This window comes from Halomarinibacterium sedimenti, assembly GCF_019312585.1.
In the GTDB taxonomy this organism is placed as follows: Bacteria; Bacteroidota; Bacteroidia; order Flavobacteriales; family Flavobacteriaceae; genus Halomarinibacterium; species Halomarinibacterium sedimenti.
Window position 1 is genome coordinate 481,079 of the sequence record NZ_JAHWDP010000003.1, and the last position, 14,716, is coordinate 495,794.

Annotated in this window: 12 protein-coding genes; 10 read left to right on the forward strand and 2 right to left on the reverse strand. The window is 35.7% G+C overall.

The annotated features are described in order from the left end of the window. Positions 1 to 26 precede the first annotated feature (26 nt). The 10 genes from KXJ69_RS09505 to KXJ69_RS09550 all read left to right on the forward strand — a co-directional run bounded on the left by KXJ69_RS09505 (position 27) and on the right by KXJ69_RS09550 (position 13,405). Positions 27 to 2,231 (forward strand): RelA/SpoT family protein, encoded by a 2,205-nt coding sequence (locus KXJ69_RS09505; protein WP_219052852.1) that lies wholly within the window; start codon positions 27 to 29, stop codon positions 2,229 to 2,231. A gap of 24 nt (positions 2,232 to 2,255) precedes the next feature. Continuing rightward, entirely contained in the window at positions 2,256 to 2,711 is a 456-nt protein-coding gene (locus tag KXJ69_RS09510; protein ID WP_219052853.1) for a Fur family transcriptional regulator, read from the forward strand. Between the two features lie 18 nt (positions 2,712 to 2,729). Beyond that, positions 2,730 to 4,001, forward strand: a complete 1,272-nt coding sequence (locus KXJ69_RS09515; protein WP_219052854.1) for an adenylosuccinate synthase — start codon at positions 2,730 to 2,732, stop codon at positions 3,999 to 4,001. Positions 4,002 to 4,049: 48 nt separating this feature from the next. Further along, entirely contained in the window at positions 4,050 to 5,813 is a 1,764-nt protein-coding gene (locus tag KXJ69_RS09520; RefSeq protein WP_219052855.1) for an OstA-like protein, read from the forward strand. Beyond that, positions 5,813 to 7,000, forward strand: a complete 1,188-nt coding sequence (locus KXJ69_RS09525; RefSeq protein ID WP_219052856.1) for an aspartate aminotransferase family protein — start codon at positions 5,813 to 5,815, stop codon at positions 6,998 to 7,000. Before KXJ69_RS09520 ends, KXJ69_RS09525 begins: the two co-directional genes overlap by 1 nt. 137 nt (positions 7,001 to 7,137) lie before the next feature. Then, on the forward strand, positions 7,138 to 8,538 hold the full coding sequence (locus tag KXJ69_RS09530) for a tetratricopeptide repeat protein (protein ID WP_219052857.1): 1,401 nt from the start codon (positions 7,138 to 7,140) through the stop codon (positions 8,536 to 8,538). A 32-nt stretch (positions 8,539 to 8,570) separates the two neighbouring features. Continuing rightward, a complete protein-coding gene (locus KXJ69_RS09535; protein WP_219052858.1) occupies positions 8,571 to 9,593 on the forward strand; it encodes a DUF368 domain-containing protein in 1,023 nt (340 codons plus the stop codon). Beyond that, a complete protein-coding gene (locus KXJ69_RS09540) occupies positions 9,590 to 10,627 on the forward strand; it encodes a DUF368 domain-containing protein (protein ID WP_219052859.1) in 1,038 nt (345 codons plus the stop codon). The genes KXJ69_RS09535 and KXJ69_RS09540 overlap by 4 nt, the downstream gene beginning before the upstream one ends. Beyond that, positions 10,602 to 11,333: a shikimate dehydrogenase family protein gene (locus tag KXJ69_RS09545; RefSeq protein ID WP_219052860.1), complete on the forward strand. Its 732-nt coding sequence runs from the start codon at positions 10,602 to 10,604 to the stop codon at positions 11,331 to 11,333. Before KXJ69_RS09540 ends, KXJ69_RS09545 begins: the two co-directional genes overlap by 26 nt. 92 nt (positions 11,334 to 11,425) lie before the next feature. Beyond that, on the forward strand, positions 11,426 to 13,405 hold the full coding sequence (locus tag KXJ69_RS09550; RefSeq protein ID WP_219052861.1) for a DUF349 domain-containing protein: 1,980 nt from the start codon (positions 11,426 to 11,428) through the stop codon (positions 13,403 to 13,405). Between the two features lie 21 nt (positions 13,406 to 13,426). Here KXJ69_RS09550 and mazG read toward each other — a convergent pair whose 3' ends face one another. Continuing rightward, positions 13,427 to 14,209, reverse strand: coding sequence for a nucleoside triphosphate pyrophosphohydrolase (gene mazG, locus KXJ69_RS09555; protein ID WP_219052862.1), 783 nt, complete (start codon positions 14,207 to 14,209; stop codon positions 13,427 to 13,429). Between the two features lie 70 nt (positions 14,210 to 14,279). After that, positions 14,280 to 14,696 (reverse strand): DUF5606 family protein, encoded by a 417-nt coding sequence (locus tag KXJ69_RS09560; RefSeq protein WP_219052863.1) that lies wholly within the window; start codon positions 14,694 to 14,696, stop codon positions 14,280 to 14,282. Between the last annotated feature and the right edge of the window lie 20 nt (positions 14,697 to 14,716).

Here is a 14,716-nt window from a genome sequence, read left to right on the forward strand (position 1 = left end):
TTCTTACAAAGTTGTACTTTTAATCTATGACAGAAGCATTGCTAGAAAAAGAAAGTAAAGAGATTGCCAAACAGTACAAAGAGCTGTTAAAAGTGAGTTATCGTGTGCTTTCTTCCGAAGATAAAAAACTCATCCGTTCGGCCTTTGATGTCGCTGTAGATGCTCATAAGGAGCAACGTCGTAAAAGTGGTGAAGCCTATATTTTCCACCCTATTGCGGTGGCAAAAATTGTCGCTTCCCAAATAGGATTAGATGCTACTGCTATTGCTGCCGCTCTGTTACACGATGTGGTAGAAGACACCCAATATACCCTTGCCGATATTGAACAACTTTTTGGTGAAACCGTCGCTAGAATTGTTGATGGACTTACCAAGATTTCTGCTTTAGAATATCAAAGTGATGTTTCGTTGCAGGCAGAGAATTTCCGTAAAATGTTGCTCACCCTCAATGAGGACATTCGCGTAATCATTATAAAAATAGCAGATAGGCTTCACAATATGCAAACCATGGACTCCATGGCAGCTCCGAAACAGGTGAAAATTGCTTCAGAAACACTATATATTTATGCCCCTTTGGCTCACAGGATTGGGATGTATAACATAAAAACAGAATTAGAAGACTTAGGATTAAAATATACCGAACCCGATGTATATCATGATATCCTAAGTAAAATTAAAGAAAGTAAAGAGGAGCAAGATGCTTACATAGAAGCATTTTCAAAAGTAATTCGCGATTCGCTTGATGCCGAAAAATTGAAGTATGAAATAAAAGGTCGTCCAAAGTCTATTTTTTCCATTCGGCGAAAAATGAATGCTCAAAATGTTTCTTTTGATGAAGTGTACGACAAATTTGCTGTTCGAATAATTTACAAGAGCACTCCAGATAATGAAAAGTTTATTGCTTGGAAGATTTATTCTATTGTAACGGATCATTTTCGTCCCAACCCTACCCGACTTCGAGACTGGATTTCTTCTCCAAAATCCACTGGGTATGAAGCATTGCATATAACGGTTATGGGGCCTAAAGGCAGATGGGTTGAAGTTCAAATTAGAAGTCAGCGAATGAACGAAATAGCCGAAAAAGGCTATGCCGCACATTATAAATATAAAACTAAAGAAAAAGAAGATGGTGGATTGGATGCCTGGCTTAACAAGCTTCAGGACACCTTAGAAAATGCCGAAGTAAACGCAGTGGATTTTGTGGAAGAATTTAAGCTAAATCTGTATGCGAAAGAGATTTTTGTTTTCTCGCCCAAAGGAGATTTATATTCTCTCCCCAAGGGATCAACGGCTTTAGATTTTGCTTTCCACGTGCATACCGAAGTTGGGTTACACACACGTGGTGCTAAAGTAAATGGAAAATTAACCCCATTAAGTCAGGAACTTAAAAGTGGAGATCAGGTTGAAGTGATTACCTCAGAAAAATCAAAACCTTCCGCCAACTGGCTTAACTATGTAACTACAGGCCGAGCCATTTCAAAAATTAAGTCTTCGTTAAAAGATGAGCAAAAGCAATTGGCATCAGAAGGAAAAGTGGTGTTAACCCGAAAACTAAAGTCTTTAAAAATAGCTTTGGATGAGCGAACGGTAAACCAATTGGTGAGCTATTTCAAATTAAAGACAAGTTTGGATCTTTTTTATCGTGTGGGTGCTGGTATTATTGACAACCAAATGCTGAAAGATTTTGCTGCGTCCCGTAGCAATGCCTTTGTAAGTTTCTTCAAGAATAGAATTAGAAAGCCTAGTACCCCAGAAGATGTAAACAAAGAAGAACTTACGGTTAAATATGACCAATTAGTCTTTGGAAAGGAAGAGGAAAAATTGGATTATAAAATGGCAAAATGTTGTAATCCCATTCCAGGGGACGACGTTTTTGGTTTTATAACCATTAACGAAGGAATTAAAGTTCATAAAAAGAATTGCCCTAATGCGATTCAGCTTCAAAGTAATTACGAATATCGTATTATTAAAGCTACTTGGATCGACTCTACCCAACAAGAGTTTAAAGCTAATTTATTGATTTCGGGAATTGACACTTTAGGTCTTGTAAATAACGTAACTAAGGTGATTTCAAACAACCTTCATATCGATATGAAAAGTGTTCATTTTGATACAGATGGCGGAACATTTACAGGAAAAATTATTGTGGTAGTTAAAAACAAAGCCATCCTTGATAACTTGGTTAAAAACATCAAAAAAATAAATGGTATTGATAAAGTTACAAGAGTATAAAATACCTAACTTTGCCACTTACTTATGAGCACGCAAAGCGAGATAAATAACCAAGCCATCGTAAAACAAGTTTTTACCGATTTTCTGGAAGAAAAAGGTCACCGAAAAACTCCCGAACGATTCGCTATACTCCAAGAAATTTACGAGCACAACGATCATTTTGATATTGAGTCTTTATACATCAATATGAAAAACAAAAAATATCGTGTGAGTCGAGCAACTCTTTATAATACCATCGAATTATTATTGGAATGCGGCTTAGTTAGAAAGCATCAATTTGGGCAAAACCAAGCGCATTATGAAAAATCGTATTTCGATAAGCAGCACGATCACGTGATACTATCGAATGGTGAAGTAATTGAGTTTTGTGACCCTCGTATTCAAACAATTAAAAAAACCATCGAAGAAGTCTTCGATATTGAAATAACCAAACATTCACTTTATTTCTACGGAAAACGAAAATCCGCCGAAAAACAATAGGAAAAATAACAAAACTATATGGCAGTAGATTTATTATTGGGACTCCAATGGGGAGACGAAGGAAAAGGAAAAATTGTCGACGTACTTACAAAAAACTACGATATTATTGCTCGTTTTCAAGGAGGACCTAATGCGGGTCATACCTTGGAGTTTGATGGAATAAAACACGTACTGCATACCATTCCTAGTGGAATATTTCATGAGAACTCAATAAATCTTGTGGGAAATGGCGTAGTGATTGACCCCGTAATTTTTAAAAAAGAACTTCAAAATCTAGATAAATTTAATCTCGATTACAAGAAGAAGCTACTTATTTCAAGAAAAGCACACCTTATTCTTCCTACTCATAGACTATTGGATGCTGCCAGTGAGGCTTCAAAAGGAAAAGCAAAAATTGGATCTACTTTAAAAGGAATTGGCCCAACCTATATGGATAAAACAGGACGAAATGGGATTCGTGTGGGTGATACCGAACTTTCAGACTGGAAAGAAAAGTATCGTGCGTTAGCCAATAAGCACGAAGCCATGATTGCTTTTTATAATGTGGACATTCAATATAACCTTGAGGAACTTGAATCCGAGTTTTTCAGCGCTGTTAAAACGTTGAAAGAACTCACTTTTATTGATAGCGAAGAATATTTACACCAAGCCCAAAAAGCGGGTAAAACTATTTTAGCCGAAGGAGCTCAAGGTTCATTATTAGATATCGACTTTGGGACTTATCCGTATGTAACTTCCTCAAACACTACAGCTGCTGGGGCTTGTACAGGATTGGGAGTGGCGCCAGGAAAGATTAATGAAGTTTTTGGAATTTTTAAAGCCTATACAACTCGTGTCGGTAGTGGCCCCTTCCCTACCGAATTGTTTGACGACTACGGAAAAACCATGGGGAAAGTTGGAAATGAATTTGGCGCAACCACAGGTCGCCCAAGACGCTGTGGATGGCTAGATTTAGTTGCGTTAAAATATGCCGTACAGGTAAATGGTGTTACCCAATTAATGATGATGAAGGGAGATGTATTAAGTGGTTTCGACAAACTAAAAGTGTGCACAGCATACAAATACAAAGGGGAAACCATCACACATTTACCTTACAATATTGAAGAAGAAAACGTACAGCCAATTTATACCGAAATGGCTGGGTGGAAGGAAGATCTCACCAAAATGAATGATGCATCCCAATTCCCAAAAGCCCTAAATGATTATATCGATTTTCTTGAAGAAGCACTAGAGGTGCCTATTAAAATTGTTTCGGTAGGACCCGACAGAACACAGACAATTCATAGGTAAAACAAGTTTTTGTTGGTATTTTCGTTAACAGAAAACAAATACACCTTTTTGAAAATATCAAATTACATATGCTTTCTTTTATTCCTTTTCTTCGGAAGTATTTCCCAAGGACAGGTAAAAATTATTGATACTACAAAAACTACCAAAGTATCAGTAAAATCAGGATATTTCGAAAAAAAACCTGAATTTCCCGAAGCCGTTATTTACACCCGTGATGAGGCAGGACAAGTATATATTGTTCATGAAGGAGTGGAAATGTGGTGCGACCAAGCCTTTGTCTATTTTAAGGACAACTTTGTTAAAGCCTACGGAAAGGTACGCATCTCACAAGGTGATACCGTTAGTATGACGAGTAAGTATGGCGAATATAACGGCAACACCTCCTTTGCTTTTGCCGCTGGTGATGTGACCCTAACCGAGCCTAAAACCACCTTAAAAACAGATACCCTTTACTTCGACAGAATAAAACAACAAGCCTATTATCGTACAGGTGGTACCGTTCGGGATACAGCCAGCGTTCTTACTAGTAGGGTTGGTCGTTATTATGCCGAAACCAAAAAATATCAGTTTCTCTCAGATGTAAAAATTGTCAATCCAAAGTACACGGTTTACTCCCCGCAACTCGATTTTTATTCAGAATCGGGTGGTGCCTACTTATACGGAGAATCTAAAATTGTAAGTGAAACAAGCACGGTGTATTGTGAAAGAGGCTATTACAACACCCGAAGCAATATGGGGCATTTTGTAAAAAACTCTCGTGTAGATTACAAAAACAGAATTTTATACGGAGATAGTATTTTCTTTAATCGGAATACGGGTTTTGCATCAGCCACCAATAATATAAAAGTACTCGACACACTAAATAAAAGTATTATTCGAGGGCACTATGCCGAGGTTTTTCGGGAACAAGATTCGGTATTTATTACCAAAAGAGCGGTGGCTGTAACACTTCAGGAAAATGATTCGGTCTATGTTCATGCCGACACCCTTCGCGTTACTGGGAAACCCGAAAATCGCATCATAAAAGGCTTTTATCGCGCTCGTATGTTTAAACAAGGTTTGGATGGTGAAGAACCTACAAGCGGAAAATGTGATTCTATTTATGTAAATGAAAAACTGGGCATTACAAAAATGATACGAGAACCCATTCTGTGGAGTGGCGAAAATCAAATGACGGGCGACACCATTCATTTATTAAATAACAAACTTACAGACGAATTGGATACCTTAAAAGTATTTAACAATGCGTTTTTAGTTCAAAAAGACAGCGCGGGTTATAATCAGGTGAAAGGGGAACGATTGATTGGATTATTTACAAAAAATCAATTGGACACTGTAAATATCATCAAAAACACCCAGGTAATTTTCTATTCTCGAAACGATAAAGAGGAATTAGTAGGGATTAATAATACTACTTCCAGTTCTATCCAAATGTATTTGGAAAACCAAAAGATTATAGGGATTCGGTTCCTGAAAAAAGTACCCGGAAAAGTGTATCCTCCTTCTCAATTTGCTGAAAACGCTAGAATACTGCCTGGCTTTATTTGGCGTGGTGACGAACGCTTAATGACCGTACAAGACTTGTTTAAAGGAAAACCAGCACCCATTTTACCAAAAATAAAAGGAATCCCTTTACCGGAAGATGAAGGAGAGTTTTTCGAGGAATTGGATGAAGAAGATATCGAGCTCCCTGAAGCTTCCAAGTTAAAGCCTAAGGATCTTCAAAACAGAGAGGACGATCCACGATTTAAGACGCAAAAGACTGATTCTTTAGAATTAGAAAAAATTAAAGAGCAAAAGGACAATTATTAATGCTCAAAGACTTCTTGACATATCAAGCGCAAACGTCCCCTCACCCATTGGGGTTGGAAGTTTCCCATGCCAAAGGGAGTTATATTTTCGATACTTCTGGAAAAGCACATTTAGACTTTGTGGCAGGAGTTTCGGCTTGTAGTTTGGGGCATTGTCATCCTGTAGTAGTAAATGCTGTAAAAGAACAAATGGATAAATATGCTCACGTGATGGTGTATGGGGAATATGCCCAACAACCTGCTGTAGCGTTATCAAAATTATTAGCCACTCACTTACCTCCCTCACTAAATACCACCTACCTTGTTAATAGCGGTACCGAAGCTATTGAAGCTTCCTTAAAGTTAGCTCGTAAAGCTACTGGACGAACTGAAATTCTTTTTGCACACAATGCCTATCACGGAAACACCATGGGTTCTATGAGCGTAATGGATTACGAGGATCGCAAAAAACCCTTTGAACCGCTTATCCCCGATTGTCATCCCATTGAGTTCAATAATGAAGCACATTTAGAGCGAATAACCTCAAAAACGGCCGCAGTGATTTTGGAAACCATTCAAGGAGGTGCTGGGTTTATCCTACCTAAGGATAATTATTTACAAAAGGTAAAGCAGCGTTGCGAAGAAGTGGGTGCATTACTGATTTTGGATGAGATTCAGCCGGGTTTTGGACGCACAGGAAAGCTATTCGGATTTCAAAACTATGATGTTGTCCCAGATATATTGGTCATGGGTAAAGGAATGGGTGGCGGATTACCCATTGGTGCGTTTACAGCTTCCAATGAGCTTATGTCACATTTAAAGGACAACCCAAAGTTAGGTCACATCACTACTTTTGGTGGAAATCCTGTCATTGCGGCAGCAGCCTTAGCTACCCTAAAAGAAATTACTGAAACCTCATTAATGAAGGATGCATTAGCAAAAGAAAACACCTTCAGAAAATTATTAAAACACCCACTCATTAAGGAAGTTCGAGGGAAAGGATTGATGCTTGTTGTGATGGTAGAATCTGCCGAAATGGCTTCAGAAATAATTTTAGCGTGCAAAGAACGTGGATTAATCCTTTTTTGGCTCCTTTTTGAAGGAAAAGCCATACGAATTACCCCTCCATTGACCATTTCAGAGGAAGAAATTGAAAAAGGATGTGCCATCTTGACCGAAGTGTTGAATACTATAAACACTAAAAAATAGCCTATACCGCTTTGTTTTTCAGCATTTTATATCATCATTTAATCTGTTAATAAGCCTGTTAACAACAAAAAGGGCATAACAATTGATTTGCTACTATCATTAGTATATTTAATTAGAAGAACAGTTAACCCCTGCGTATGCAATTAAGCCCAAACGAGCATAACAACTTCTCACTTACCCGTTTCGAGTCCATGTTAAAAACTAATGATGTGTACTTCTTCGACTCTGAAGAGTTCGAGGAAATTATTCATTATTATCTCGAAAACGGTAAGATTGCCCTTGCAAAAAAGGCAACCAAGCTTGGTTTGGAACAACATCCTACCTCTACCAATTTAAAATTGTTTAGGGTAGAAATGTACATTTTTGAAAACAAGCTGGAAATCGCAGAGCAGTTGTTGGATGAATTATATCTTCTAGAACAATCTAATGAAGAGATTTATATTCAAAAAGCGAATATATTTTCTCGAAGAGACGACCACGAAAACGCCATCAAACTTCTTGAAAAAGCACTCGAAATAAGTGAAGATCAAGGCGATGTCCTTTCGTTATTAGGTATGGAATATCTTTTTATTGAAGATTACCAAAATGCGAAGTATTATTTTATGAAATGCCTTGAACAGGATGAAGAGGATTATTCGGCATTGTATAATATCGTGTACTGTTTTGAATATTTAGACCAAAGCGAGGAAGCCATAGACTATCTCAATGATTTTCTGAATAAAAACCCGTATTGTGAAGTGGCGTGGCACCAAGTTGGAAAACAGTATTACGCCTTAAAAGAATATAAGAAAGCCTTAGCAGCATTTGATTTTGCTATTATAAGCGATGATCGATTTATAGGTGCATATCTAGAAAAAGGAAAAGTTCATGAACGTTTAAAGGAGTTTGAACGTGCTATTGAAAGTTATACCATAACGCTAACTCTAGACGACCCTACTTCGTTTGCATTGCTTAGAATTGGGAAGTGTTATGAAAAAATGAACAATCCCGAAATGGCGCTTCAGTTTTATACAAAATGTGTAGAGGAAGATTCGCTTTTGGACAAGGCTTGGATTGCTATTACCGATTATTACTTTAGAAAACGAAATTTTCAAAAAGCCTTGTATTACATTGAAAAAGCATTAAATATTGATAATGAAAATGTTTTGTATTGGCAGCGTTATGCAAAGATTAATAAGCAATTAAACTTATTTGAAGAGGCCGAGCACGGCTTTAGAAGAAGTATTGAGCTTGGTAATTACGAAATGGACACATGGATTTCTCGATGTGATATATTATTACAATTAGGCGAGTATGATGCAGCTATTAATAATTTATTACAAGCCAAGGAATTCTATCCAGAAAATGCCGAAATTGAATACCGCCTTGCAGGATTATACTATACTGTTTTAGAGCCAAACAAAGGTGTATTCCATTTAAAAAACGCCTTAAATCTTGATGAAGAATATTCATTAATTATTGAAGAACTATTTCCTTCGGTATTTAAAAATAAAAGTGTGAAACAATTAATTGTGAATCACCAAAAACCTTCGGTTTAAATTCTTAATTTTGGGAATCGATAAATAAACCTATGCCTTCCCGAAATTTTCTTCAGTATTTTATCATTTCGTTAAAAGGAGTTGCTATGGGAGCAGCAGATGCTGTCCCAGGTGTCTCTGGGGGAACGATTGCTTTTATATCGGGAATTTATGAAGAGTTAGTGACTACCATAAGTAACATCAATCTATCTTTATTAAAAACACTTAAAAATCAAGGCTTTAATGCCTTTTGGAACCAATCCAATGCAAGTTTTTTAGTAGCATTACTAACGGGTATCCTTATCAGTTTTGTTTCCTTTATGCGTTTGGCAAAATACCTCATTGAGAACCATCCTATCCTTATTTGGTCTTTCTTTTTCGGTCTAATTATCGCCAGTATCATTTACGTAGGAAAACAAATTAAAAAATGGCGACTATCTACCCTAGTAGCTTTAATTTTAGGAACGGTCATTGCCTTTTATATTACCACACTTCCCTCTTTAGGCACCAATGAAAGTGCTTATTTTTTGTTTTTTGCTGGTGCTTTAGCCATCTGTGCTATGATTTTACCTGGAATTTCGGGGTCCTTTATTTTAGTGATTCTTGGAGCGTATAAAACACTAAGTGATGCCCTACACGATTTCGATTTTAAGAGAATTGCCATTTTCGCGGCAGGAGCTCTTATAGGACTTTTAAGTTTTAGTCATGTGTTAAAATGGCTTTTCAAAAATTATGAAAACACCACACTTGCCTTACTTACAGGTTTTATAGTGGGTTCCTTGAACAAAATTTGGCCTTGGAAAGAAACATTTTCGGTGTATTCAAAAGAAGTGGGAGAAATTATTCCTTTTTCTGATGTTTCAGAAGTGGGAACTCTTTCCGTTTTCCAACAGAACATTCAAGATTTTGAAACTTTAAAAACCGCTACCGAAGTTAGTATTAGTCCTTTTCATTTTTCAGAAATTAATGGGGGAATCGATTCTCAAATTTGGCAGTCTGTGGTATTTATCCTTATTGGATTTTTGACTATTTTTTTACTTGAAAAATTTGCTCATAGTAAAAAGCAACTCACATGAAAAGCACACGAAATCTTAGTGACAGATTATGGCTTGTCCTTAAAGGTCTTGCGATGGGGGCAGCTAATAAAGTTCCTGGGGTTTCGGGTGGTGTTGTAGCATTTGTTGCTGGGTTTTATGAAGAATTTATTTATTCCCTTCAAAAAGTGAATAGAAAAGCCTTTAAACTTCTTGTTAATGGGAGGTTTAAAAGCTTTTTTCAATACATCAATGGGCGATTTCTAGGATTGCTTATTCTAGGAATGATTATAAGCTACTTTAGCGTATCAAAAATTCTAGATTACTTAATTGTGCATTACGAACTCTACGTTTGGAGTGCCTTTTTTGGGATGATAATAGGCTCAATTTATTACATTTCCAAAGATTTTGGTGAATGGAATCGCAAGTATATTGGATATGTTTTACTTGGAATTATTGCTGGTTTGAGTATTAGTTTTTTGGAGCCTGCTAAAGAAAATCATAATTTAATTTTTGTCTTTTTTTGTGGAATGATTAGTGTTTCTGGGATGACCTTGCCTGGGCTTTCTGGTTCTTTTATTTTAATGCTCATTGGAAATTATGTACTCTTATTAGTGGATTCTGTAAATGCATTATATGATACCTTTTCAGATATTATTCAATTTGATTTCAGTTTTATCGATGACACAAGCAGAATCGAATTATTAAAAGTACTTATGGTATTTTCAATAGGATCTTTAGCTGGATTGGTTTCTTTTTCACATATTTTAGGCTATGTTCTTAAGCATTTTAAAAAGGCTACCTATGCCGTTATAATTGGATTTATTGCAGGTTCCCTAGGAGTGGTTTGGCCTTGGAAAAACAAAGAATATGAATTGGATTCCCTAGGAAATATTAGAATCGATGCCGAAGGAAGAGAAATTATTAAAGATTATGATAGATACATCCCGTCAGAATTTTCATTCGAGACATTTTTAGCAATTTTCTTTATCATTGCAGGCATTATCCTTGTTGTAAGTCTAGAACGATATAATAAATCACAAAAACAGAATGGCAAAATACGGACTCATAGGTAAGAATATTTCCTATTCTTTTTCAAAAGGGTTTTTTAATCACAAATTTGAAACTGAAAAAAGAAAAGACACCTACGAAAATTTTGATATTAACTGTATTGAGGATTTTCCTAACATTATAAAAAATACTCAAGGTCTAAAAGGTTTAAACATAACCATACCGTATAAGGAAAGTATTATTCCCTTTTTAAATAAATTAGATAACGAAGCCGAAAAAATTGGTGCTGTTAATACAATTAAGTTCAGTAAAAATGGACAACTTATTGGATACAATACAGACCATTTCGGATTTGCAAAGTCATTAGAAGAGTTTTTTCCTTTTCATAAAAAAACTGCCTTAATCTTAGGGACTGGGGGTGCTTCAAAAGCCATTAAGTACGTTTTAGAGACTCTTAATTTTGAATTTCTAACTGTATCAAGAACTCCAAACGGAACATCTATTTCTTACGAAGCTATTAACAGAGATATTATTAATAAGTACTTCTTAATAATAAATTGCACACCTGTTGGCACTTTCCCAAACGTAAATAGCTACCCACAAATACCCTACCATTTACTCACAAAGAATCACGTTTTATATGATTTAATCTATAACCCCGCACAAACCGAATTTATAAAAAGAGGCTTTGCTGCAGGGGCTAGGGTAACAAACGGAATTTCTATGCTTGAATACCAAGCCGAAAAATCTTGGGCTATCTGGAAATCATAAAAAACCTCAAAAACCTGCTTCTTCCTTTGCAGTGTGGGCAGTTGTTAGTATCTTTCAGAACTAATTAAGTTAGAACCTTAACATTGAAAAAAATGTCAGACAAAAATTTACAGGAAAAAGAAAATTCAGAAGAAGAAATTAAAGTTACAACAGATGAAAAAACTGAAGTAACAGAGGAATCAAAATCTGAAGAGTCTACGTCCGAGGAAGAAACCACTGAAGAAAAAGGAGTAGTTAAAGAAGCTGCCAAAGAAGTTGAAGCAGAAGAAACTTTTGAAACAAAAGACAAAGAAGAAGAAGCTATAGAAGAAAATGATACTGATGAAGAGGAAGATGAGGAATCTGAAGAGGAAGAAGAAGAGGAATTAGACTACCACGCACTTTCCAAAAAAGAGCTCATTACTGAGTTGAAAAAGTTGCTTAAAGACAAGCCCATTCAATCTATAAAAAATGCTGTTGAAGAAATAAGAAGTGAATTCAATTCTAAATTTCAAGAAGAATTAGAACAAAAAAAGGAAGAGTTTTTAGCTACTGGGGGTAATATTATTGACTTTCATTATACCACTCCCCTTAAAAAGGAATTTAGTTCTCTATATTTCGATTATAAAGAAAAACGCAATAATTACTACAAAAGTTTAAAGCGTGATTTACAAGATAATCTTTCCAAAAGACTAGAATTAATTGAGGAGCTTAAGGGCTTGCTCAATATGGAGGAAAATATTAATACTACTTATAAACACTTTAAAGAAATACAGGAAAAATGGCATGTTGCTGGGGCAATCCCAAGGGATAAATACAATACTGTTTGGAATACCTATCACCATCACGTTGAGAATTTTTACGATTTCCTTCACTTAAATCGCGAGTTCAGGGATTTAGATTTTAAACACAATCTTGAGCAAAAATTAAAGATTATTGGCCGTGCAGAGGAGTTGGCGCAAGAGGAAGACATGAATAAGGTGTTTAGGGAGCTACAAATGCTTCATAAAATGTGGAAAGAAGATATAGGTCCTGTTGCAAAAGAATATCGTGACGAGGTTTGGGATAAATTTAGTGCCGCTACAAAAGTAATTCACGATAAGCGACAAGCCTTTATGCAGGAGCTTGAAGCCGAGTTTGAAAAAAATTACGAAGTAAAAAAACAGCAAATTCAGCAAATAGAGGAAATCACAAAAAATACTAAGTCCAACCATAAAGCGTGGCAAAATGCCATAAAAGCCGTTCAGGAAATTCGGGATGCTTATTTTGAGACTGGGAAAGTTCCTAAGGATAAAAACAAAGAAATTTGGAAAGCTTTTAAAGACACTACGCGATCCTTTAACCACGCAAAAAACAGCTTTTACAAAAACCAGAAAAAAGAACAGTTTGAAAATCTTGCAAAAAAGCAAGAGTTGGTAAAAATTGCTGAAGAAAATAAAGACGGAGACGACTTTGCAGTGATTACCCCTTTAATGAAAAAAATTCAGCAGGACTGGAAAAAAATAGGACATGTTCCTAGAAAAGATAGTGACAAAATATGGAAGCTATTTAAAAATGCGTGTAACCATTATTTTGATAGACTTCACGCCGAAAAAAATGAAGCAAATAAAGAAGAATTAGCAAATTTCGAATCCAAAGAAGCCTTATTAAAAGAGGTCGAAGCTCTAACATTATCTGGAGATAATGATGCCGATCTAAAATTGATAAAAGAAGCTATATCTAAATGGAAAGACATTGGTCGTGTTCCTTATAATAAAAAGAATATTGACCAGAAATTTAATAAAGTTTTGGATGGGTTATTTGGTAAGTTAAAACTGAATAAAAAAGAAGTGGAAATGATTCGATTTGAAAATAAATTGAATGCCTTGGCTTCTCAAGAGGACGACCGTAAACTTCAAAATGAAAAGTTCTTTATTTCCAAAAAAATTACCGAAATCAAAGGAGATATTCGTCAGCTAGAAAATAATTTAGGTTTTTTCCAGCACGCAGATCAAAACAATCCTTTGGTGAAGGAAGTACACAATAATATTAAGAGGCAGAAAGAGCAACTAGATGTTTGGAAACAAAAAATGAAGAAAATAAAGTCTCTTTAACACAATAAAAAAAATCTGAGTTTAACCACTCAGATTTTTTTTTGCTTCTTCCCAAAATATATCCATCTCGGCAAGGGTCATTTCTTTTAAAGATTTACCTAATTCCTTAGATTTACTTTCCAAGTATTGAAATCGTTTTATAAACTTTTTATTGGTACGCTCTAAAGCATTTTCTGGGTCAACTTTAAGGAATCGTGCGTAATTAATCATCGAAAACAACACATCGCCAAATTCTTGCTCCATTTTAGCCTTGTCCCCTGCTTTCACTTCATGTTGCAATTCTTCTAACTCTTCTTTCAATTTTTCAAACACTTGTTGGGGCTCTTCCCAGTCAAACCCAACACCTGCCACTTTATCTTGAATTCTATTCGCTTTCACCAAAGCGGGCAGCGACTTAGGAACACCTTCCAAAACACTTTTTTTCCCTTCTTTTAGTTTTAAGTTCTCCCAGTTTTGCTTTACCTCTTCTTCATCAGCTACAATCACATCGCTATAAATATGGGGATGACGTGAGATTAATTTATCGCAAATCTCATTGGCAACATCTGCTATATCAAAATCGTTGGTTTCACTTCCTATTTTGGCGTAAAACACAATATGCAAAAGCAGGTCGCCCAATTCCTTTTTCACCTCTTCCAAATCATTGTCTAAAATGGCGTCACCCAACTCGTAAGTTTCTTCAATTGTAAGATGCCGAAGCGTTTGCATCGTCTGCTTTTTGTCCCAAGGACATTGCGCACGCAACTCATCCATAATAGTCAATAAACGGTCAAAAGCCTGAAGTTGTTTTTCTCTAGAATTCATAGATATAAAACTAAAAAATCTTCAACTGAGTGAAGATTTTTTAAACATATTTTATTGAAAAGTTATAAACTTATTCTTCTTCCGAAGCGTCTTCTGCTGATTCAGAAAAATTGGTAATTCCATTTTTAACTAGCAAATTATACCATTGTACTACTTTCTTAATATCGCTAGGATATACTCTATCTTCATCATATTCTGGAAGTACTTCAAAAAAGTATTCTTCCAACTCATCTTTGGAAGATTTATGACTTATGGTCTCTCCTCCATTTTCCTTTTCAGCAATTTTTTTGAAAATATCACGTAATGGAACTTCTTCAGTTAATGTATAAATAGCTATTTCAGAAAGTAAACTTACATTCTGACGCGCACTCACCGTTACTTTCTTTCCGTCGATTAAAGATTCGGCCAAAATTCCTGTACGGGTTTGGGTTTTCAATTGGTAAAGTCCGGGTTTTCCAGAAATAGATAAGATTTTTTCTAAACTCATAAATAGGATTACTTTTTAAG